At 59.1% G+C, this 21,788-nt stretch carries 16 protein-coding genes and 2 pseudogenes; 6 read left to right on the plus strand and 12 right to left on the minus strand.

The window, feature by feature from the left end; translation table 11 throughout:
• Positions 1-215: 215 nt before the first annotated feature.
• The 4 genes from ACP2YO_RS06440 to ACP2YO_RS06455 form a co-directional block, all read right to left on the minus strand.
• Positions 216-1,835, minus strand: a complete 1,620-nt coding sequence (locus ACP2YO_RS06440; protein ID WP_426440103.1) for a GMC family oxidoreductase — start codon at positions 1,833-1,835, stop codon at positions 216-218.
• Between the two features lie 183 nt (positions 1,836-2,018).
• Entirely contained in the window at positions 2,019-2,411 is a 393-nt protein-coding gene (locus ACP2YO_RS06445; RefSeq protein WP_426440104.1) for a nuclear transport factor 2 family protein, read from the minus strand.
• On the minus strand, positions 2,347-2,757 hold the full coding sequence (locus tag ACP2YO_RS06450) for a hypothetical protein (protein ID WP_426443089.1): 411 nt from the start codon (positions 2,755-2,757) through the stop codon (positions 2,347-2,349). The genes ACP2YO_RS06445 and ACP2YO_RS06450 overlap by 65 nt, the downstream gene beginning before the upstream one ends.
• Before the next feature lie 136 nt (positions 2,758-2,893).
• Positions 2,894-3,262: a VOC family protein gene (locus ACP2YO_RS06455; RefSeq protein ID WP_426440105.1), complete on the minus strand. Its 369-nt coding sequence runs from the start codon at positions 3,260-3,262 to the stop codon at positions 2,894-2,896.
• Positions 3,263-3,524: 262 nt separating this feature from the next.
• Between ACP2YO_RS06455 and bfr the strand changes: the two genes are divergently transcribed.
• The 5 genes and pseudogenes from bfr (at position 3,525) to ACP2YO_RS06480 (ending at position 9,459) form a co-directional block, all read left to right on the plus strand.
• Positions 3,525-4,007 carry a bacterioferritin gene (gene bfr / locus ACP2YO_RS06460; RefSeq protein WP_426440106.1) on the plus strand — a complete coding sequence of 161 codons (483 nt, stop codon included), beginning with the start codon at positions 3,525-3,527 and terminating at the stop codon, positions 4,005-4,007.
• Positions 4,008-4,202: 195 nt separating this feature from the next.
• Positions 4,203-5,236: pseudogene (locus ACP2YO_RS06465) on the plus strand (IS110 family transposase).
• Positions 5,237-5,931: 695 nt separating this feature from the next.
• Entirely contained in the window at positions 5,932-7,161 is a 1,230-nt protein-coding gene (locus ACP2YO_RS06470) for an ABC transporter substrate-binding protein (protein WP_426440107.1), read from the plus strand.
• Between the two features lie 110 nt (positions 7,162-7,271).
• Positions 7,272-7,734: pseudogene (locus ACP2YO_RS06475) on the plus strand (IS110 family transposase); the annotation flags it as partial.
• A 321-nt stretch (positions 7,735-8,055) separates the two neighbouring features.
• Positions 8,056-9,459: an adenylate/guanylate cyclase domain-containing protein gene (locus ACP2YO_RS06480; protein ID WP_426443090.1), complete on the plus strand. Its 1,404-nt coding sequence runs from the start codon at positions 8,056-8,058 to the stop codon at positions 9,457-9,459.
• A gap of 236 nt (positions 9,460-9,695) precedes the next feature.
• Here the strand turns inward: ACP2YO_RS06480 and ACP2YO_RS06485 are convergent, their stop codons facing one another.
• Both ACP2YO_RS06485 and ACP2YO_RS06490 read right to left on the minus strand, forming a co-directional pair.
• A complete protein-coding gene (locus ACP2YO_RS06485) occupies positions 9,696-12,470 on the minus strand; it encodes a UPF0182 family protein (protein WP_426440108.1) in 2,775 nt (924 codons plus the stop codon).
• A gap of 233 nt (positions 12,471-12,703) precedes the next feature.
• Entirely contained in the window at positions 12,704-13,624 is a 921-nt protein-coding gene (locus ACP2YO_RS06490) for a complex I NDUFA9 subunit family protein (RefSeq protein ID WP_426440109.1), read from the minus strand.
• A 568-nt stretch (positions 13,625-14,192) separates the two neighbouring features.
• Between ACP2YO_RS06490 and ACP2YO_RS06495 the strand changes: the two genes are divergently transcribed.
• On the plus strand, positions 14,193-15,107 hold the full coding sequence (locus tag ACP2YO_RS06495; protein ID WP_426440110.1) for a tetratricopeptide repeat protein: 915 nt from the start codon (positions 14,193-14,195) through the stop codon (positions 15,105-15,107).
• Between the two features lie 760 nt (positions 15,108-15,867).
• Here the strand turns inward: ACP2YO_RS06495 and ACP2YO_RS06500 are convergent.
• The 6 genes from ACP2YO_RS06500 to ACP2YO_RS06525 all read right to left on the minus strand — a co-directional run bounded on the left by ACP2YO_RS06500 (position 15,868) and on the right by ACP2YO_RS06525 (position 21,532).
• A complete protein-coding gene (locus ACP2YO_RS06500; RefSeq protein ID WP_426440111.1) occupies positions 15,868-16,302 on the minus strand; it encodes a hypothetical protein in 435 nt (144 codons plus the stop codon).
• Positions 16,299-16,676, minus strand: a complete 378-nt coding sequence (locus ACP2YO_RS06505) for a hypothetical protein (protein ID WP_426440112.1) — start codon at positions 16,674-16,676, stop codon at positions 16,299-16,301. Before ACP2YO_RS06505 ends, ACP2YO_RS06500 begins: the two co-directional genes overlap by 4 nt.
• Before the next feature lie 269 nt (positions 16,677-16,945).
• The gene (locus ACP2YO_RS06510; protein WP_426440113.1) at positions 16,946-19,564 is read right to left on the minus strand and encodes an AAA family ATPase; all 2,619 of its coding nucleotides are present in this window, start codon (positions 19,562-19,564) and stop codon (positions 16,946-16,948) included.
• Positions 19,557-19,814, minus strand: coding sequence for a helix-turn-helix transcriptional regulator (locus ACP2YO_RS06515; protein ID WP_426440114.1), 258 nt, complete (start codon positions 19,812-19,814; stop codon positions 19,557-19,559). The genes ACP2YO_RS06510 and ACP2YO_RS06515 overlap by 8 nt, the downstream gene beginning before the upstream one ends.
• 79 nt (positions 19,815-19,893) lie before the next feature.
• Entirely contained in the window at positions 19,894-20,328 is a 435-nt protein-coding gene (locus ACP2YO_RS06520) for a hypothetical protein (RefSeq protein WP_426440115.1), read from the minus strand.
• A complete protein-coding gene (locus ACP2YO_RS06525) occupies positions 20,303-21,532 on the minus strand; it encodes a tyrosine-type recombinase/integrase (protein WP_426440116.1) in 1,230 nt (409 codons plus the stop codon). The genes ACP2YO_RS06520 and ACP2YO_RS06525 overlap by 26 nt, the downstream gene beginning before the upstream one ends.
• Positions 21,533-21,788 lie beyond the last annotated feature (256 nt).

The following is a 21,788-nucleotide window of genomic DNA, read 5'->3' on the forward strand; positions in this document are numbered from 1 at the left end:
TCGAATATCTTGATTTCTGCACCTAGACGAAAGCAGCGCGAGGTCCGTTCCGGGTCAACAGCGTCGTTTGGGAGGTCGGCCAGTCACTTCCGGTCTACCCCGATAAGCGGACCGTCTCAGTGGCCGCCCGCACTTCGCATTCGGGCCAATAGCGGACGTGCCACTGTCCCTTCTCTGAGACGGGAAGGAAAGCTTCCCAATGCTTCCCGCTCGATTCAGTGTCCCAAAGCTCTTGCGATAATATCCGACCCTTTCTCGGCGACCATGATCGTCGCGGGATGGATGTTCGAGGACGGTATGGCCGGCATCACGGAAGCGTCCACGACCCGCAGGCCGTCGATGCCGCGTACGCGCAAGGCGCTATCTACCACCGCGTTGTTGTCCTCTCCCATTCGGCAGGTGCCGCAGGGATGAAACACGGTTGAGCCAACCTTGCGGACATAGTCTTCGATCTGCTCGTCGCTTTTCACCTCAGATCCCGGCCGCAATGGCGCGCTGATGAGCGAACGGAACGGATCGGTGGCCGCGATCTGGCTGGCGATGCGAAAACCCGCCGTCATGATCCTGATATCGTCGGGGTGGGTCAGGTAGTTGGCCACAATCCGTGGCGGCATCCGGGCATCTCTATCGCGTAACGTGATCTCGCCGCGGCTCTTGGGTCGGCAAACGCAAAAGACGAAGCTGAAGCCGGGCCAACGATGCAAGCCATGCACGAGGCCGTTGGACGAGAAATTGTGCACCATGAACTGGAGATCGGGCGTTTGCTGAGATGGGTTCGATTTGGCAAACAGAATGGCCTCGGTCGCACCGACGGCCATTTGTCCGGAACCGTCGATTAGCCATTGCAACACCATTTTTGTCGACTTGAGCGGCGACATCACGGCTTCGTTGAGTGTGTCGGGTGAGCGGGTTTTGAACGCGAAGTTCGACAGATAATGATCCTGCAAATTCTTGCCGACGCCGGTGAGATCGAGTTTGACGTCCATCCCCTCAGCAGCAAGTTCGGCGGCGGGTCCGACGCCGGAAGCAAGCAACAGCACCGGCGAGTTGACCGCGCCGCCGGACAAGATCAGTTCACGCCGCGCACCGATACGCTGGATCGTTCCGTCGTTACGTTCGACTTCGACACCGATCGCGCGGCGGCCTTCGAACAGAATCCGGCGCACATGGGTTTTGGTCATCAGTTCGAGATTGCGCCGGTGGAGGTTCGGCTTGAGGTAACCGGCGGCGGTCGAACGGCGCCAGCCATTGTGGATGTTGAGCGGCGCGAAACCGATCCCGTCGAGGCGCTCGCCGTTAAAATCCGGGTTACGTTGGTATTGCAGACGCTCGCAGGCTTCGATGAATGCTCTCGTGACCGTGCATGGCCGCTTGCTCTGTGTGATCGTCATCGGGCCGCCGGTGCCGCGCCACTCGTCGGGGCCGTCGACGCAATGCTCCATCCGCTTGAAGTACGGCAGCACGTCCCCGTAACCCCAGCCCGTTGCGCCAAGCCGTTGCCATTCGTCGTAATCGACGGGCGCCCCGCGCAGGAACACCAGTCCGTTGATGGAGCCTGAGCCGCCCAGGACCTTGCCGCGAGGCCAGATGATGCTGCGGCCACCGAGGCCGGGCTCCGGCTCGGTCGCGTAGCCCCAGTTTATCCGGGGATCAGGGACGACCTTGCCGAAACCGACCGGTAGATGGATCCAGAGATTGCGGTCGCGTCCGCCGGCCTCGATGACGCAAAGCGTAATGTTTGGGTTCTCGGTAAGACGCGCCGACACCACGCATCCCGCGGACCCCGCGCCAACCACAACAATGTCGAATTCGGTATCAAATTCAAATTTATCCATGACTGCTGCTCGTCACGATTGCTTTGATAAGGAAGAAAATTGGCTTTAGCCAAGGACGCGCGCTGTCACGGCACGTCTACCGATCTTCGGCCTTCTTCATCGACGATTATTGAAATCAAGGTCAGAGAATATCTTATCCGTCTTTCAACACGGACATATTATCCAAAAGCTGAGCTCTGCCCGTCACTCGACGTGAAATGTGGAAACAAAAATTTGCCACCGATCATCCGGTCGAATGAGGTTATAAGACTGCCGCCATTTCCGAACAACGCTGCCGTCCGGTCGCGTATTTTGCCACTCCAATGTGGCAAGCACACTCCGGCCTCCGATGGGCTGCACCGTCAGGTCAAGGAAGCGAGCGCCACTGGCGCCCTCGCGTTCGTAACGATCGGACACCTCCTGAAAAAACGCGACCAACTCCTCGCGGGACTGAAAACAATGAGTCGACCTGTCCCCTCGCATCGAAACGCTTGGCACAGAATAGAACATCGAGATTGCAGCGCCGTCCCTTTCAGCGAACGTGCGATTGTAATCGTCGAAGAATTTGCTGATCTCGTCTACCAAGGCCTGCGGCATGGGACCTCCAACTACGGAAAGGCGACATCGGACCGATGATAGCTCGAATGCAAACCCCGGCCAAATGCCATTTGTGAGCCGCCAATGTCCGCTTCGGGTGTGCGCCGTGAAAAGGCGGCGCTTTCCAGTGGGTGCAAGTCCCACCCGGCAACCGCTCCAGCCGGAAGCAACCGGAGCAGGCAAGTTTGTTAGCGAGTGCGATGGCCGCGACCTTGGTGGGGCGCCGGGCCAACAATCGAGTGAGCCAGGGCCGGTGATCGGTGCCATGGATCTTGGCATAGCGGATCACGGCGAGCGCGCCAGCCGTGAACAGGCTGCGTAAATAGAGATCCCCTTGTTTGCTGATACTGCCAAGCTTGTCCTTGCCTCCGCTCGGGAGACCGCGCCATAGCCGGAGCCGAAGCTGACGTCAGGGCGATGGGCGTCTGTCGGAACAATATCCTCTCGCAGCGACTGTTGGAATGGCAGGCCACTCCGATCCGCTATTGGACGGAAACCGGAAGCAAAGGTCGAGCGAAACTGAGTTCGTGACCGTCGGGGTCAGCTAGGTGGAAGAAGCGCTCACCCCATTCGGCATCGCGGGGCACAGTCGCCGGCTGGTAACCCGCCGCGAGCGCGCGTTCGTAAAGTGCGTCAACATCGCTGACGTAGAAGATGACTCGACCCCACCAGGACCAGCGTCGTTCGGCAGATTGGTCGATGAGATTGAGGTAGCTCGTACCTGCTCGAAAGCTAGTGAACGACGACCATTCGCCGCCGTGCAGGACCTCAAATCCCAGCGCTCGGTAAAATCGGACAGCTCGTGGCATTTCATGGGTGCACAGAGTGACCGCGCTGATCCCCTCGATCATGGCCAAAACTCCCCTGTTAGGTCTCCCTACGGCTGTTGAAGTCGCGCGCAGAGATTAACCTCCACGTCATGTGTGTCGAACGGTGAGCCAGTCAATGCCGAGCGCCCCTTCCTTGCATCGCCGCTCACGGCGAGCGGTAAATGCCCCAAACTGCTCGAACCGAAAGCGCTGACGCTCTAAACTCTCCATCGTGTCGGCCAAATAAGTCCAGGCGCTCACACAACCAATCGATCCCAGTGGCACCTGCGAAAAGGAGCGGAGCATGAAGGGCGATAAAAACGTTATCGAATACCTCAACAAGGCGCTGCGCCACGAGCTCACCGCGGTGAACCAGTACTGGCTGCACTACCGCCTGCTCGACAATTGGGGCTACGAGGTGCTGGCCAAGACGTGGCGCAAGGAATCGATTGAAGAGATGCAACATGCCGACGAGCTCATCGAGCGCATCATCTTTCTCGATGGATCTCCCAATATGCAGACGCTGGAATCCCTTCATATCGGGAAGACCGTGAAAGCCGTGCTCGACAGCGACTTGCAGGCCGAATTGTCGGCGCGCTCCCTCTACGCCGAAGCCGCGACCCATTGCCATCAGGTCAAGGACTACGTGACACGCGATCTGTTTGAGCAACTCATGCACGATGAGGAAGAGCATATCGATTTTCTGGAAACCCAGATCGACCTCGTCGCGCGGATCGGCCTTGAGCTATATGCCCAGCGCCATATCGGAGAGCTCGACAAGGACTAAAGCGCCAACGACTGCTTTTGACCCAAATGCGAAGTGCCGACCGCATGGGTGGATCTCCGAGTTCGGGGGTAAACCAGGCCTATGTCGGACGTGGCAAAATCAACGCGATTGATGTGGTGGACGACGCCCGCTCCCGGCATCGAATGTGCCAAAGGGTGATCGTTGAACAACGAATCACCGGAGGGAGTCATCCACATGCAAGTTAGCACCATCGGCGTTGATCTCGCCAAGAATGTATTCCAAGTGCACGGAGTGGATAGTACGGGTAAGGTCGCCATCACCCGCCAATTGCGGCGCAAGCAGGTCATCGACTTCTTTAGCAAGATTCCTCGTTGCCTGGTCGGCATGGAAGCCTGCGGTACCGCTCATCATTGGGCGCGTGAAGTTTCCAAACTCGGTCACACCGTGCGTCTGATGCCGCCGAGCTCCGTGAAGGGCTATGTCAAACGGTCGAAAAACGATGCTGCCGACGCAGCCGCGATCTGTGAGGCCGTGACACGCCCGTCGATGCGGTTCGTGCCGATCAAGTCGACCGATCAGCAAGCCTTACTGATGTTGCATCGAACGCGGGATCTTTTGATCCGTCAGCGCACGCAGCTGATCAATGCGCTCCGAGCTCACCTTACCGAGTTCGGCCTCGTTGCAGAGAAGGGACGCGAAGGCCTCGCGCAGCTGGGCGCTATCATCGCGGACGAAATGAATCGCGAAGCTCTTGCATCTGCGATGAAACAGGCGCTGCAGGCCATTATCGATCAACTCGCTGCTCTGGAATTGCAGATCGGGACGCTGGACCGCGCCATTCACGCCCATCATCGTGCCAACGATATGAGCTGCCGCCTCGAGACTGTGCCCGGGATAGGCGTGATCGGGGCTACGGCCATCGCTTCCACTGTCACAGACCCGAGTAACTTCAAGTCCGGTCGGGATTTTGCAGCATGGATCGGGCTCGTGCCGCGGCAGCACTCGACGGGGGGCAAGCAGCGGCTCGGCGGCGCATCTCCAAGCAGGGAGATCGCTATCTTCGACGGTTGCTCGTCATCGGTGCAACGGCCGTTGTTCGGCACGCCCGCCAGCATCCGCAAAAGCATCCCTGGATCATGAGGCTGCTGACCAAGAAGCCGGCCAAGCTCGTCGCCGTTGCCGTTGCCAACAAGATGGCGCGCATCGCTTGGGCGATCATGGCCAAAGGGGGACGCTATCGAGCGCCGGAGCTCGCTGCAGCCACCTGAAGAGGCTTGCCAACGGGAGCGTGAGGCGACGGCGGAGCAAAACAATCGAATTGCGAGGGTGATGATGGCGTGATGCGAAACGGTCGAGCCGTCGATTGGGACAACCCGCTTCTGGGTCATGCGCGTCAAAGCCCGTGCGATTGATTGGGACCCGATCCGCGGACTACATCAGGGCCAGCGGTCAATGGTGCCGCGCAAACAGGCCGGACACATGACTTGCACCCGACCGCAAGCCGAACGTCAGATTCTTCTTGCAATGCGGGCGTCGTCCACACATGACCCTAAGGAGACATCGAGCCTGATCGCCTCCGAGGCCGGTTGGGTGCATCAAATTCATCAATGCTGGGATCACCTACGCGACTGGATGCAAATGCTCCCGCGTTGCCGAGAACTCTGGATAACGTCTCGGCTGGCACGATTGCAGACAGCGCTCGTGTATTCAACCGCATTGCTGGGTGAAAGGTCTTTGTCCGTGAAGACGAACCGACGATTTGCGACGCCATGGCAAAAATAGGATCATCGCGATGACGATTAGAAGCACACAGTCGGCTCGCTATTGCCGTCCACAGCCAAAAATCCGTTAGCATCTGCACCGGTTCGGGTATAGTTTTTGGAAGCCCCAATATCTAGCAAGCCGAAGCCCAAAATCTAGCAAGCCAAAGGATGATACGCTCACAAGATCAGGGAGGTCTATCATGCCAGCTGTTCGTGATCGACTACAGGTGCTGTCGGCAACCATTATTGTGTTGGCAGCAATAAGCACCGGCGCAATTGCCCAGAAGAAATACGATGCTGGTGCGACAGATACTGAAATCAAAATCGGCAACATCATGCCTTATAGCGGCCCAGCCTCTGCTTACGGCGTCATGGGAAAAACAGAGGCCGCATACTTTAGGAAGATCAACGCCGAGGGCGGGATCAATGGCCGTAAGATTAATTTCATCTCATACGACGACGCCTACAGCCCGCCAAAGGCTGTTGAGCAAGCCCGCAAACTCGTCGAAAGCGATGAAGTCCTGTTAATTTTCCATCCCCTCGGTACGCCCTCTAACTCGGCGATTCAGAAGTATATGAACGAGAAGAAGGTGCCTCAGCTGTTTGTTGCAACCGGTGCGACGAAGTGGAACGATCCGAAACAGTTTCCTTGGACAATGGGCTGGCAACCCAATTACCAGAGCGAAGGTCGCATTTACGCTAAGTATATTTTGAAGGAAAGGCCGACCGGCAAGATCGGTATCCTTTATCAGAACGACGACTATGGAAAAGATTACGTTAAAGGCATTCGGGACGGTCTAGGCGCTAAGGCAGCTTCGATGATTGTCGGAGAAGAAAGCTATGAAACCACTACACCTACCATTGACTCGCACGTAGTGGCACTCAAGGCGGAGGGTGCAAATATTTTCATTAGCATCACGACGCCGAAATTCGCGGCGCAGTCAATCAAGAAAGTAGCTGAGCTTGGGTGGAAACCGCTGTTCATTCTCAACAGCGTTGGCACATCTACCGGGACCGTCATGAGGCCAGCAGGTTTTGAAAACGGACAAAATATAATATCGGCAACTTATCAGAAAGATCCCACAGACCCGCAGTGGAAAGATGACGCAGGTATCAAGAACTTTGACGCTTTCCTTACGAAATATTTCCCGGAGGGCAATCGTGAGGACCTCTTTATAATGACTGGCTACAATGTTGCTCAAACGATGGTTTATGTTCTCACAAAGTGCGGCGACGATCCTACCCGCGCGAATATCATGAAGCAGGCAGCGAGCATCAAGAGTCTGCAGCTCGAAGGGCTCTTGCCCGGAGTCACGATCAACACCAGCGCAACTGACTTCGCTCCGATCAAGCAATTTCAGCTCAGGAAATTCAGGGGCGAGCGTTGGGAATTGTTCGGCGATGTCATCAGTAGCGAGGTCGGCGAATAGGGCATGAGGTGATCGTCCGCTTGTGATGCTGTGGACGGCTCCTCCACCGGCACGAGAGTGCCAAGTAGTGGGTGCCTTTTTGAAGCTCCTACGATTCGGAGGAGCAGCCAATGCAATCAATTTCGACGAACGGTCTGGATATCGCGAAGTCGGTCTTCCAAGTGCACGGCGTTGATGCAGCCGGCCAGGTGGTCCTACGCCGTCAGTTGAGGCGCCGGCACATCCTGGCGTTTTTCCAGAAGCTGCCGCCCTGCCTGGTGGGGATCGAGGCTTGCGCGTCATCGCACCATTGGTCCCGCGAACTGCAGGCGTTGGGGCATACGGTGCGATTGATGCCTCCGGCCTATGTGAAGCCCTATGTCAAGCGGCACAAGAACGACAGCACCGACGCGGAGGCAATTTGCGAGGCGGTCACCAGACCCAACATGCGGTTCGTGCCGACCAAGACGGTCGAGCAACAGAGCTGTCTGATGCTTCACCGGGCGCGCCACCTCTTCATCCGTCAGCAGACAGCAGTGATCAACTCAATCCGCGCCTATCTCGCCGAGTTCGGGATTGTCGCCCCTGTCGGGCGCAGGGGTGTCGAGCAGCTGCTGGAAGTCGTCGCCGATACAGCCGACCACCGGCTCCCCCGAGGTGGCCCGCGCATGTCTTGCTGCTCTCGGCAGTCAATTGCGCGCGCTGAAGGCTCAAATCCTGGAGTTCGACAGACGCATCAACGCCTGGCATCGATCAAGCGCGACGAGCAAACGGCTGGACGCGATCCCCCGTGTTGGGCCGGCGTTGGCCACAGCTTTGGTGGCCAGCATTGCGGATCCCACGGCTTTTCGATCGGGACGAGACTTCTCGGCCTGGGTTCGGCTCGTGCCGAAGCATAACTCGAGGAGACCGCCCGTGACCAGCCTTGTCGAGCGCCTCGACTTGCCCGCCGCGTTGCTGCGCGCGCGCAGTCGGCGCGACACCGAAACTGACACCGTTCAGTTTGCGCAGGCCGCGCTCGCGGCGGCTAAGCAGGCGGGCCTGGAGCTGGCGGTGCGGGCGCGCTATGTCGCGCTCGCCGTAATCGCCTGCCTGTTGCCGATTATCAACCCGGCATGGGAGCAGCTATATTATGTGGCGCTGCTGGGCCTGTTCGCGCTGATCGGCTGGGCTCAGGCCAGAGTTGGGCGGGTTGGCGTGTCGCGGCCGGAGCTTGCGCTGCTGTTCTGCGACCTCGCGCTGATGACGTTCGTCCTCGTGGGGCCGAATCCCCTGGGCTCCGGGCACTGGCCGGCGGCGATGCAACTCCATTTCGGCAACTTCATCTATTTTTTCGTGCTCCTGTCGGGCGCGACGCTGGCCTATTCCTGGCGCACGGCCATCGCGGTCGGAACGTGGACCTCCGCCCTCTGGATCATCGGCGTTGCCTGGGTGTGGTGGCAGCCCGATCGCGATCCCGCGCTGACCGCCCGCATCGCAGCGGCGATCGGCAGCGATCCCAGGCTGTTGCAATTGCTCTCGCCCAACTCGATCGTGTTCGGCGAGCGAATTCAGGAGATCGTCGTGTTTATGATCGTCGCGGTGACGCTCGCCGTGGCGGTACGCCGCAGCAATGATCTCCTGATCCGCCATGCCGCGGTGGAGCGCGAACGCGGCAATCTCGCGCGCTACTTCTCGCCGAACGTGGTCGAGGAATTGTCACGGCATGACGAGCCACTGAAGCAGGTGCGCACGCAAAACGTCGCGGTGCTGTTCGTCGACATCGTCGGCTTCACGGCCTTTGCCGACGCGCGCACGCCGGACGAGGTCGTGCGCACCTTGCGTGAATTCCACGCGCTGATGGAGCAGGAGGTTTTCCGTCACAGCGGCACGCTGGACAAATATCTCGGCGACGGGCTGATGGCGACCTTCGGCACGCCGTTCGTCGGAAAGGCTGACGCCATCAACGCGCTACGCTGTGCGCAGGCGATGATGGAGGCGGCGGATCGATGGAACAACCAGCGCAAAACGGCCGGCGAGGTTCCGATCCGCGTCAGCTTTGGCTTGCATTATGGGCCAGTCGTGCTCGGCGACATCGGGATGACCCGTCTCGAATTTGCGGTGATCGGTTCGACCGTGAACGCGGCAAGCCGGCTCGAAGCCTTGACCCGCGCGCTCGACTGCGCGCTGGTGGCGAGCGACGATCTCGTCAGGCAGGCCAGGACCGAACTCGACAGTGCAGAAGCGGTGTTTCGTCCCCTGATGGCCCAGGCTCCGCAGACCATGCGCGGGTTAGAGCAACCGATCGCGATCTGGACGCAGGCACGCGCGGAGGAGTGATAGATCGCGGTGATCGCAACGGGCTTGGCGCGTTCGGAGCCTCGTCGTATGAAGCCAGCCTGCTCTCCCAAAGCGTCGTCCGACGGGAGTAACTCCGAAGGCAAAGGTCACAGGTTCGAATCGTGTCGGGTGCGCCAAGCTGCCATTGGTCCTTACGCGCACCGCCGACGTCTCATCCCAAGGACGTCCATTAATCGCCATAGATGCGATCGTCCACTGATGCGTGCGCCCGCCATTCATCGCGCTGGAGACTTGGTGCCGTTCGATTCCCGGCTTAGCTTCTCCAAGACACCGCGCATTGCTTCGATCTGCGAGCCGAAGCCGGCCCAATCCCCTGATTTCAGGCGCTCCATAGCCTGATTGTAGCGATCGAGCGCCTCCTGCGCAGCGCTTGTGTGTGGCATCTCCATCGCGGCGCCGGGTACAGCCGGCGCGGTGCCGGTGGCTGCGAATAGAGCCGACAAAGCTTCCGGCAGCGTTTCCTTCATCACGATCTTTTCGCCATAGGCTGCGATCACCCGCTTGAGCTCTGGCAGGTGTCCATACTCCGCACGCAAATACAGCGGCGTGACATAGAGAATCGAGTTCTCGATCGGAATCACGAGTAGGTTCGTGCCGCGGATCACTCGCGAACCCATCTGATTCCACAGCGTGATCTGTTGCGAAATCTCGGTGTTCTGATTGATCCGTGCTTCGATCTGGAACGGACCGTAGACGAGCTTGTCTTTGGGAAATTCGTAGACGATGAGCTTACCGTAGTCGGGCGCGTCACACCGCGCGGCGAGCCACGCGATCATATTGTCGCGGCGGCTCGGCACCATCGGAACCATGAGAAAGAATTCGGCATGCGGCTCGCCCGGCAGCCGCATGATGATATAGTAGGGTGACATCATTTCGATGCCGTCGCTGCCCGGCTGGCGCGGAAATTGCCACAGATCTTCGCGATTGTAGAAAACCTCGGCCTTTTTCATGTGGTAGGTTTGATAGATTCGCGCTTGAATCAGGAACAGCTCCTCCGGATAGCGTATGTGCTTCTTCAGGTCCGCAGACATCGCCGCAAAGGGCTTGAACAGGCTCGGGAAGACGCGCCGATAGGTCGCCGCAATCGGATCGCTGGGGTCGACCAAATAGAACACGACGGTTCCGTTATAGGCGTCGATAAGGATCTTCACGGAATTGCGGATGTAGTTGAGATCGCGACCCTGCGCGGGCTCGGCTGAGGGAAAATATGAGCTAGTTGTATAAGCGTCCTGGATCCAGAACAGCCGCCCCTCGCTGATGACCAGATAGGGATCGTGATCCAGTCCCAGAAACGGAGCGATCGTGCGCACCCGTTCCTGGATATTGCGACGGATCATGATGCGGCTGTCGCGCGTGACGTAATCAGTGAGCAGGAGGTTCACGTCGCTGAAGTATTGGGCGAACAGCATTCTCTTCAAAATTCCGCCGATCGGAATGCCGCCGGTGCCTTCATAAAACGCGTAGACGTTGTCTTGCCCTTTCGGATAGTCGAAGTCCGGAACCGTGCCCTTGACGATGACGTACGTGTTGCTCTCTTCGCCATAGTAGACGCGCGGTTCGCGGATCTCGGGGCCTCCGTCCGCAAAGGGGGGAATGTCGCGCAAATAGAAGTATGGCAGTCCCTCGGTGCTCTTGCGCGTCACCGGGCTCATAACCGCGCCATTGCCATGGGTGAACAGCACATGGCGGTTGACCCAGGTCTGGGCGTTGGGCGGCAGCAGGGAAGGCTGTAGCTCGCGGGCCGAGAGCATCACGCTCTGATAGGAGCCGTCGAGCCAGTAGCGATCGACGTCAACGTCATGAAATCTGTAGTAGGTGCGGATCTCCTGGAGCTGCGCGTATGTATCGTACAAAGGCAGCCAGTCCCACAGCCGAATATTGTCGATCGTCGCCTTGTTGGCCTCCAGCGTGCTGATTGTCAGGGTCTGTTCGGCAGCGAACGGTTTGGCGACGATTCGATCGAGATCGTAGGCCTGCTGGGTCAGCGCGATGTTGCGTTCGATGTAAGGCTTCTCCAACTGCAACTCGCTTGGCTTGACGAAAAATTGGCGAAAAACCGCCGGGATGACGCCGGACAGCACGACGGAGCTGAGAGCGACGAGCAGGATCGCGGCAGCGGGGACACGGTAACTTCGCATTTGCAAATTGGCCCACGCTGCCAGCGCGGCGACGATGGAAGCAACGATCAGGAACCACAGGACGGGAAGCTGCACGTGGATATCCGTGTAGCTTGCGCCGACGACCACCCCATTGTCGCCGTAGAGCAGGAGATAGCGATCGAGCCCGTAGGACCCGGCCTTCACCGCGAAGAAGAGACCAAGCAGCGCCGAGCCGTGGGCGATCGCTGTCTCCGACATCGAGCGATGATGGGCGCCGTATTCGATATCGCCATGGAGCCAGTAGATTGCTCCCGCGAACAACGCGCTCAGGATGAGCGTGAGCATCATCCAGTTCTTGATCTCGATATAGGCGGGCAACGAGAAGAGGTAGAAGCCGATGTCCTTGCCGTAGAGCGGATCATTCGAGCCATAAGGCACGCAATAGAGATACCGCAGCAGGGTTGGCCAATCGCCGGCTTCTCCCGCGGCTACAAACGCAGCGAGCAAGGCCGCGCTGCCGGCGATTATATAGGGCCACGGCAGCCGATCGCGGAGAAGCACGAACGGATCGGGCGGCGGCTGCCATCCGGTGGCCGTGGGACGCGGTATCGACGGCCGTCGCGCAAGACGCCGCGCGAGCGATCCGTTCAGCCAAAGCACAATGCCGGTTGCGGTGAACACGCCGACAAACATCGCGGCTTCGGCGGCAAGCGTGGTCCAGAACACCTGCACATAGCCGACCGAGGAAAACCAGAGCCAGTCGACCAGGACTTCTCCGGCGACCCGGACCAGCCACAGGAAAACGATGAGGACGACGGCAGCAATGATCCACCGCGCCGGGACACTTCGCCCCGGGCCCTTCCGTGCGGGTCCGGCAATCTGGGCCGTCATGATCCGATCATAGCAGAAACGGACCGCGCCGCCGCTTTATTCGTTGTCGCCCAGCCGCGCTCACGAATCCGGATTTATAGGTACGCGTCCAAGGTCAGCTAATCCCGAACTACCTGCAGCTGCCGATGGCGCACAGCCATATTGCCGCCGTCGAACGGCGGATACGCCATCGCGTCCTGTAACAGTAGCGCGCGAACCCGCCATCTGAAGCGGATTTAACGGATGAGCCCTCTTCATCGGCACTTTGACAGCACCTCTTGGAGTGTTGCCTCAAACGAGTGCGGCGAAATCCCAAGTTCAACAAAGCCAGGCATCTCCGGCGACGACACGGTATCGATCTGCATCAGCTCCACCTGATTACGCGTGAGAAGCGGGTCCGGGAGTATTTCGGAGGCCCATGCCAGTGCGTACCAAACTGAGAACGGAATTGGGATCAGGATGGGCGAGAGGCCAGCTTGGCGCGCGACGACTCCGACAAATTCCTCGTAAGAGTAGACGCCCAAACCGCCGCACTCGAAGATCGTCGGTTGCGTCTCGGCTCGCTGGATGATCCGAACAGTCGCCTCCGCCACATCTTCCACATAGGCCGGTTGCAGTTTCATCCGGCCACGGCCGAACATCGGGTAGATTGGGAGCCGGCGGAGAAGCTTGAGGATGGTCGTGACGAACGCAGCGCCAGGTCCGAACATTACGGCCGGTCGGATGATATGTGCGTCAGCGAAAGCAGCCCCGACCACCAATTCACCTTCGCCGCGCGCTCGGATGTACCGCGATTGAGACGTGGCATCGGCGCCGATGCCTGAAATATGAACGAGCCTTTTGACTCGGGCCCGGTGCGCCTGGGCTGCTACCCGTTGGGCAGACTCCACATGAACAGAATGAAACGTCTCCCGTCGGTGCTCGACGTAAAGGCTGACCGTGTTTACGGCGGCATAAGCGCCGGCGAGTGCATCAGCGACAGACCGTTCGTCGTGAATATCGGCCTGGACCAATCGAAGTTGCGGATCATGAGGGCCAGACCGACTGCGCCCGCGATCTGGATGTCTTGACGCGATCCGGACAGGAAACTCGCGATCGCGCAGATGCTGAACGATGCGGCGACCGAGAAAACCAGTTCCGCCGAATACGGTGACGGTGCGATCGTTCGTTGCCATCCTTTGATCTTTGCTCGAGTGGGCGGTTGCAGCACAGTAACGGACATCAGCAGCCGCAACCAACAATCAGTCTGGTGATACATGAGTTTCGGGTCATCAGCTCAGGCTGAGGACTTCGACCTACTCGCGAGAATGGATGTCCGATATATGCTTGGCAGCCGCATCAACCAGGCATCGTGGGAGGTCCGTTCCGGGTCAAAATCGGAGCTCGTGACCGCCTCACGGCATGCCCGCTTTACCCCCAACATCCGACATTGCGGTGGAAGGGTTTGACGCCCGTGCGTGTTAGTGGGATGCCGAGCCGACCACCAATGTTCGAACCGAACGAACCGTGACGGGGCTTAAATGTCCCACCTTGCTGGCGTCACGCTACTTGAACGCTGGCACTGCTCACCGTCATGCGCAGGGAGAGCGTTCTATCTTTTCATCTTTCTGAAGGCGGCGGGACTGCGGGTATCCGAGCGGCGCGAGGTATTCTGGGTGCATACATTCTTATGCAAAACCTCAAAATAGTCGCAGCAATTGAGCGTTACACTGCGCGCTCGATGCGGGCATGAGGGCTAAGCAAATGACGCGGCAACTGCTTACGATGCTGGCGGCATCGCTCCTTCTGGTCTCTTTGGCCGTAGCCGATACAGTGATGGCTAACGATTTCGATCCAGATGCGTATCTAGCGGATAGAGGCGACGCGCAAGCCCAATACAATCTCGGACTCAAGTACGCTACCGGCCAAGGCATTCCGCAGAACTACTTCGAGGCTGTTAGGTGGTATCGTCCTGCAGCCGATCATGGCCGCGCTGACGCGCAGAATAATCTTGCACTGATGTACAATGAAGGGAAGGGCGTACGGCAGGACTTTTTGGAGGCCGTGAAATGGTATCGACGCGCCGCCGAACAAGGCTACGCCACCGCACAGTACAATCTCGGCCTCGTGCATACTAACGGAACGGGCGTGCCGCAGGACAATGTCCTCGCGTATATGTGGTTCAGTTTGTCGGCTGCTCAGGGTGACAAGGACGCGATAGTAAGTCGAAACGGACTCGCACAACGCATGACTTCGGCGCAGATCGCCAAGGCGGCGAAGCTGGCTCGCGACTGGCGCGCGACGACGGTAGCTCAAGCTGGTGCTGCTCAACCGGTCGACCATGGTGCTCTACCGGCGTGGGACGATCTTCCAGCCACCAAGAGCGCGCCACGACAAGAAGGACAAGATTTCGACAGTATACCGCCCGACGCAAACGCAAAAGCTATTCTAGATTGGTCAGCGAGGTCGGCCAACTGCGAGACCGATTCAATCGAATCTGTATCGGGCGACGGCGGAATAATTAAGATGCTTTCGGGGGCAATATTTCAGGTTGATGGTGTCGACCAGGTCGATACCCAACTCTGGCTGCCAGCCGACGACGTGGTGGTGTGCGATGATGCGAGGGTCATCAACACTGACGAAAGCAGCGAGCAGGCTTCAGTCGCTAAGCTGCGCTAACCCAAGGTTGCTGGTACATAGTCGCGGCGCCCCTCCCATCTGCTCGGCTGGCCGAGCGACGGAGCCAACTCTGGAGCATCCAGCAGCGGGGGCCGCCCTGAGGACGAGGGGCGCAGTTGGTCGGGAGAGGGTGTGAAGCTCAGGCCTCGCATGACAGAACTTATGGACACCGCGGTACGTTGCGAATGGCATGGATGGCCGCGCCAGCAGTACGCCAGTCAAGTCAGTGGCCCCCAAGCACCGTCATAGCTCAACGGAGGCTCGGCCCTATGTTGAGTCCCCTGGGTCGACTTAAACAGCCCGGCTGCGCCCATCCGTCAAGCTGTCAGGCACGTTCTTCCAACAGCACCAAATAATTGGATACGCGGACGCGTAAGCGAGCTCAGCCATGCACATGGCTTCGCGTGCACTGCGGGCCGTTACAGGGATACTTTGAAAGAGGTAGGACAGTTCTTCGTGAACACTGGAATGATAAAAGTGTAAGCGTCTGGTGAGCCACTGGCTCCGGCCGACGCGTTGTACGGAGTAGATGTGATCACCCATCTGCTTGATATGGAAAAGCCCTACCTTTAGCCAGCCACACCCGCGGCGCATGCTGTCGGGATGCAACAAGACAGTTCCGCGGGAGAATAGCAGGCGAGGAGCCTGCTTTTCAGTCCATTCGTTCGACGGGTGCATTTTGTACTCCTTCTTCCTCGCGGTCATCTCAAGTTCGATGTTGGATAATGGCATGCGGAGCGCATCGGATTATCGCTGTTGCTCAGGTTCCGATGGGGATCCAACAGGCGGCGAGCACTGACGTCGGCAGCGGATCGCAATGCTCGGCAACGAGCATTGCCGACGCCATCGTTCGGGACCAGATCGGGTTGCCACTGAAGGCGCAAACCAGGGCCTGATCTTGATCAGGCTGGTTGGCTACTGAGCGTTCGATGATCCAATACCTGCCGCAACGCTGCACCCAAAGCATCCGATCGCTGGTGCTCGACCGTTTGCTGAAACCCGATGTTCCTCTTTTCCAACCTGCAGGGAGTGCACCGCCGGACACGTAGCCCAGCGCGTTGAGTATGGTCGGTCCCGCGATCGACACGTGGGTTGCTGAAGGTAAGTAGTAGTCCGGCATTTCGGTTTGTGTTCGATCCAAAATCGGATCGAACAGCATCGCCGGAACTTGCTTTAGCTTGGCTGTGGCGATCATGTTTTTCTTACCTTTTCACCTTGTCCCAAGGTGCAAATGTGCCAAGGTGAGGCGGTGGAACCTTGGCGGGGTTCTACCTTTTCACCTTCCGGCAGCGGTCTCATTGGGCGTACCCAGCCGCGGCTGACGGTGTCGCGAAAGCCACCAGGTAACAGCCGGCGCGACTGGATCGGGATGAACTTCAGTTCCCGCATGATCATGGCCAGCCTACGTGCGTTGCTGGTCGTGTGGCGGGCGCCTACGAGGTCAAGAAGTGCAACCGTGCTCATGGCATCCACGCCCTTCAGAGCGCTTTCCAGGGGCTTCCTCCACGGGTCGGGAGTTGGAGCGTCCAGCTGTTTGGCGGCGTCGCGTATTTTCTCAAGGAAGGACATGGGCACCTCCTGGTGTTGTAGCTGGCACCTTTGTGGCGGTCGGTCTGTGACGCTTCTGGCGGGCAATTAGTTCGGCTCGTTCGGCAACGGCGTAGCCAAGGGCGGCAGCGGGCCGCCTTATGATGGCTGTCGGCATGGGGCGCGGCCAATGCCGACGGTGAAGGCGGCAGGTGATCAATGGCCCCCTAAAGGGGGGCCCATTGACCACCACCACTGCCGCAGGGGATTGGTCAATGCATTGACCAGCAATTGACCAATTGACCACCGCGCTAGGCGGTGATTTCGGGCTCGGTTGCATCGGGTTTTCCGTTCGTGGTGAGTGAGGGGTCGGTGTGAAGTCCTTGCCTTCTCCGAAAACGTCCCGCTCCCGTAATTGCGCGGGACGCTAGGGCGCCTTCCTTCTGCATGGTCTTGATCATCGTCTTGACCAAGGCTTCGAGATCACCGGGGACCCATTGCCGTGGAGTGGTAGCGGTCTGTGCCGCGGCAATGGCGTCCTCCATGATGGAGCGCTCGTTGGCGGCGCCAGCGGTGTTCGGGCTGTACGGATAGAAATTGCCGTTGATCATTTTGCCGCGATTGACCAGGTCCAGGATCGCCTGCCGTATTTTTTGGTCGTCAGTTGAGCCGGCTCCGCCCGTTTGGGATGGCTGCAGCTCACGAACGATCGCCTGCACATTGTCGCCGAAAGGGTAGATCGTAGGCTCGGCATTTGGCAGCTGCACGCTGTGTAGGCGATACAAAGGCAAATCGGTGCTGCGGGGGACGAGGTTGGACTTGGCGTCGACAAGTTTGATATAAGATGCCCGCTGCGACGGAAGTATTCCGAGCGCCGCTGCTTCCTCAGCGGACAGAGGGACAGGCATGATGGCGCGCCGTGCCAAGTTGACGATGGACGCGGCGCCGCTGATGGCATCCGCGCTGCCGACGTCGCCGCCCTTCCGGGTGTGGTGCACGATCAGCGCTGCGCAGTCGAAATCCCCCGCCAGGCGCTTGAGTGCCCGCATCACAAGCGACATGCTGGAGTTGTCGTTCATGTTGCCGCCGGCGCATAAGGCGACGAGAGGGTCGAGGACGATGACGTCCGGTGATAAAGTCTGAAGCGCGTCCTTCAGCATGGAGAAGCCGGCCTCGTCCAGTTCGGATTGGCCCTTCAGGTTGGTGCGCAACAGCGAGAGACCTTGAACGCAGGGATTATCGGCGCCGGCGACGGAAAGGCGGTCCAGCTCGTGTTCGCTGACCCCGTGGGCCAGGCAGAAGGCCCACACGCGCCGTCGAATTTCCTCGGTGCTGTCTTCGGCATTGATGATCAGGACTTTGAGGTCGTGGCCGCGGATTTCTTCTTTCAGGAGTTCCTTGCCGACGGCGATCGACACCATCATGCCGATGGCCAAGGACGACTTGCCGCCGCCACCTGGCGACCCGAGGACAGTGAGTTCGCCGCGGACCAAGTCATAGCCGTACAAGGTGCGACGGTGCCGGATGTTCGAGAAGGTCACTCTCAAGTCTGCCGGGGACCAGATTGCCGGTGCTGCAATCGTCGAGCCGGGATTTACCGTGGCGGTAATTGGGCCGGTCAGGTGAAGCGGCGACTTGCCCAGGGAAAAAAATGAGCAAGTTGCGCATGACTGGCAACCCGCGCCGCGAATAGTTGCGCAGCTAGGCCAGCCAATGCCCCGTTCTGCGCGATCTGCCAGCTTGCGCTCGTACATCGCCTGCGTGTCGGCAGAGGTGTAATCCCGGTGGCCCTTCGAAATCTCGTGTGCGATCGCCTCGCCGCCTTCGAGAAACGTCGCCAACAGCACGGAGTACATCCAGAGGGTCTGGTCGTAGTCCGCTCCGCCAGTGTCACGGGCGTGGCGCGAGAAGCCGCACTTCTCGAAGACGGGACCAGGGTCGAGCGGGTGGCTGCTACGTCGGATGCGTGCGGTGAGATCGTCAGCCCCGGGGAACGACGCGAAAGCGGGGGCGGGTGGATCACCGAAAGCGCTCTCGTGGCCCGGCTCGATCACCGGAACCAAGGAGGGTGAGAGCACGTTCGCCGCAAGCTTGATCGACGTCACGTTACGTAACGTGCAAAGCTCGGTCGCAAAGTCGTACGGGCGGCCTAGATGAACGAGCTTAACGAGCCGGGGCGGAGAATATTTATGGTTCAGCGTATCCGGTACCCGAAGGATACGAGCACTGTCGGTTGTGAGCCCCGTGTCGCACTTCACACCCTCCCTGATCAGTAGGGCCTTGAGACCCTCAGCGTGGCCGCGCCAGTCGTCCGGCGTCATTGCCGCGTCCGCAATCCAGTACACGTGCACGCCGCCCCCGGACTTGACCACGGCAGAGGGCGTGGGGAGCCCGATCTTCTTCCGGAACTTGCGGATCGCAGCAAGCGCCTTCGAGATGGAGGTGTAGTGCTTGCCAGTGGTATCGTCCGGCTTGACGTCAATGTCGATCCAGATGGCCTTGAGCCAAGTGGCGTTAGCCGCAAGGCGCCTGGCCTTGGCCTTGCCGGTTTCGGCGTTTGTGGCGATGTCGCTCTGCTGCGAGGTGCAGAACCACACGTCGAAGAACTGACTGGTACTCTCGACCAATGCGGCGCGGCTGAGGAAGTCATCGACCGTCTTGAAGGGCCAACCGACGACGAAATCCTTCCCTCCCTTGATCGAGGGGTTCGTGTTTTTCGCGTGGCAGTGGAGGTTGATCCATCCGGGAGCATTGGCACTCCCCGGCCAAACCACCACGCTCTCCAAGAACTTTCGGTTCTTCTCAGCGTTGGACAGCGACGCGCGGGGGTGCGCTTCGCTGGGATTTGTTGACATGCCGGGAACATCGGCGCCGGTGCAATCGCCCTGCCGATCGGCAGCCTCAACAATGCCGGATGGAGCGTCAGACATGCCGCGGCACTCGCTCTTGAGGGCGCTCGGTAGCGGTCTCGCGATCCCTGGCTTTTGCGTTGAGCCACTCGTCGATCTCGTGTTCAAACCAAGCAGTACAGCCAGGACTGAGTTTGATAGGCGCTGGAAACTGGCCGCGGTTTACAAGGCGCCAGATACTGCTCGCTGCTAATCCGGTCTTCTCTGAGACATGCGGGAGCCGGATAGTCCGGAGGTGAGGTATGGTCTCGGTGCTCATAGTTGTCTCCATTCGATGGAGACGGCACCGTGGTGCATCATGGACATCATCGGTTACACGAGCCCGGCTCGTGTAATGGCCATATGCAGGATCAACCCATAAGCGGCCCTCGCTTCAGGGCCTGGTGTACATCACGTCGAACCTGGCTGTCCGTCGCGACAATGCCTGTGTCGTCTAGCCATTCGATGAGCTTCATTATGGTGCGATTTGAAGTCGCGGCTTTTTGGTCCTTGCGGTATTTCTTCTCCAAAACAAAACGCAGCAGGAGATTGACCCTGTCCCTCCGAAATGCTGCATTTCGCTTTGCGGCGCTCGTGCTCTTCTTTCCCCTCAATTGTTGCTGACGAGAAAGGTGGGCAACCAAGACTGCTAGCACAAACCGCTCTTCGGTCGTGTAGTCGGGTATGGCTCTCGGGGCCAGGGCACGATCCACCAGCCGTCCTACCGCTCGGATTTCTGCTTGCGAAAGCCCAGCGTCGCCGGCATTCGACATAACGCCCTCAAGAGGACCGGTCTTCTTGCCCATTCTCATACCTATCAAGTTGATCGGCGACAGCCTGAAGCGCTTCGGCATGCTGCTCGCGATAGCGGCTCTTGTTGTAGATCGCCAGGAGGTGGTCGTTTTGAGGATTTTTGTGCCCCAAGATGATGCTCACGACGTGCGGTGCAACATTGAGGTCCGCAGCCATGGTAGCGCAGGTCCTTCGCAGATCATGCCGGGTCCAACCTTTAGTTCCGGTCCGGTTGAACATGGACTTCGACCAACGATCCCAGTTGTCTAGCTTGCCGCCGTGAGCATTCGGGAAAACCAGCGCACCTGCATCCTGCCCTTTTTGCACTGTTAGCAGCATGGAAACTGCTTGACGGGGTAAGGGAATGATATGCGGTTGGGGAGGGGTCTGCTTCTTGCGTGCCCGGCTGCGGGTATCCTTTCGCCGGCCGGCAGTGATGGTCCATACTCCGGCATCAAGATCGACCTCGCTCCAGGTCGCTGAGCAGACCTCGTCTAGCCGGGCGGCAGTCCACAGCATCATACGGGCGGCGGGTCCATGACGCCCATCAGCGAGGGCTGGCAGCACCTTAGCGAGGGTATCTCGATCAAGGACAGTTTGACCGCCCCCGTGGACGTCGACCTCTGCGGGCTTCTCCAGCTCTGAGAACCCTCGCTGCATCAATCCGCGCTTCGCTGCCCACCGCGCTAGCGGCCGCAAATAGGTGACGGCACGGCTCGCCGAAGACGTGCTCGTGTGGGCGTCGGCCGTCAGCTGGAGGTCCTGCACGCTGATATCGATTGCCGCTCGGTCCAGATGCTTGCCGAATACGTGGCGTATGCGCGCCGCCTGTTCGCCCTTGGTCTTCAGGGCTTGACCATCTCCCCGATCGAAGTACGCGTTAATCACGCTCCTAAACGTCCCTATGCCGGCCTTCGCGTCCTTTACCCGCTGCCTGGCCGCGCGACGTTCGCCGGTCGGGTCGCTACCTTGCTTTATCGACTGTTTGAGGGTCTGTGCGCGGCTCCTTGCCTCGGCAAGTGAAAGGTTGTCCCCGACGTCGAAGCGGCGTCGTTCGCCTTTTGCGTTGCGGATGTTGAGAGACCAGAACCGGCCGCCCTGGCTGATGCGCACCCGCAGGCCGGGCAGGAGCCCGTCGCCAAGCTCAATAACTTCACCACCGCGCGGGCGCACCCCGTCCAGGCGTCTGGCTGACAATGGTTGTATGCGTTTGGGCATGATAACCGCTCAAAAAGGTTCCACCTAGGTTCCACGCGATGTGAGATTGAGCGAGACGAAATGCAATAGCTAGAGTGTAAAAGGTGCCGATAAAACAAGGTCAACATGAAAATTGACCTGTCTCAGGGGGCATCAGCTCGTCTTACCAAAACGCACCGAACGCTTACTGTGGAACAGGAGGTCGGTGGTTCGAGCCCACCCAACTGTACCAACAAAATCAATAACTTATTCTAGTCTTCGCTCGAAGCCAACGACC

This window comes from Bradyrhizobium genosp. P (assembly GCF_049949265.1).
Classification (GTDB): Bacteria; Pseudomonadota; Alphaproteobacteria; order Rhizobiales; family Xanthobacteraceae; genus Bradyrhizobium.

Bases quoted from the DNA above. Each gene is read 5' to 3' on its own strand.
- ACP2YO_RS06440 (WP_426440103.1), bottom strand. From the start codon at position 1,835: ATGGATAAATTTGAATTTGATACCGAATTCGACATTGTTGTGGTTGGC.
- ACP2YO_RS06445 (WP_426440104.1), bottom strand. From the start codon at position 2,411: ATGCCGCAGGCCTTGGTAGACGAGATCAGCAAATTCTTCGACGATTAC.
- ACP2YO_RS06455 (WP_426440105.1), bottom strand. From the start codon at position 3,262: ATGATCGAGGGGATCAGCGCGGTCACTCTGTGCACCCATGAAATGCCA.
- bfr (WP_426440106.1), top strand. From the start codon at position 3,525: ATGAAGGGCGATAAAAACGTTATCGAATACCTCAACAAGGCGCTGCGC.
- ACP2YO_RS06470 (WP_426440107.1), top strand. From the start codon at position 5,932: ATGCCAGCTGTTCGTGATCGACTACAGGTGCTGTCGGCAACCATTATT.
- ACP2YO_RS06485 (WP_426440108.1), bottom strand. From the start codon at position 12,470: ATGACGGCCCAGATTGCCGGACCCGCACGGAAGGGCCCGGGGCGAAGT.
- ACP2YO_RS06490 (WP_426440109.1), bottom strand. From the start codon at position 13,624: ATGGCAACGAACGATCGCACCGTCACCGTATTCGGCGGAACTGGTTTT.
- ACP2YO_RS06495 (WP_426440110.1), top strand. From the start codon at position 14,193: ATGACGCGGCAACTGCTTACGATGCTGGCGGCATCGCTCCTTCTGGTC.
- ACP2YO_RS06500 (WP_426440111.1), bottom strand. From the start codon at position 16,302: ATGATCGCCACAGCCAAGCTAAAGCAAGTTCCGGCGATGCTGTTCGAT.
- ACP2YO_RS06505 (WP_426440112.1), bottom strand. From the start codon at position 16,676: ATGTCCTTCCTTGAGAAAATACGCGACGCCGCCAAACAGCTGGACGCT.
- ACP2YO_RS06510 (WP_426440113.1), bottom strand. From the start codon at position 19,564: ATGTCTGACGCTCCATCCGGCATTGTTGAGGCTGCCGATCGGCAGGGC.
- ACP2YO_RS06515 (WP_426440114.1), bottom strand. From the start codon at position 19,814: ATGGAGACAACTATGAGCACCGAGACCATACCTCACCTCCGGACTATC.
- ACP2YO_RS06520 (WP_426440115.1), bottom strand. From the start codon at position 20,328: ATGGGCAAGAAGACCGGTCCTCTTGAGGGCGTTATGTCGAATGCCGGC.
- ACP2YO_RS06525 (WP_426440116.1), bottom strand. From the start codon at position 21,532: ATGCCCAAACGCATACAACCATTGTCAGCCAGACGCCTGGACGGGGTG.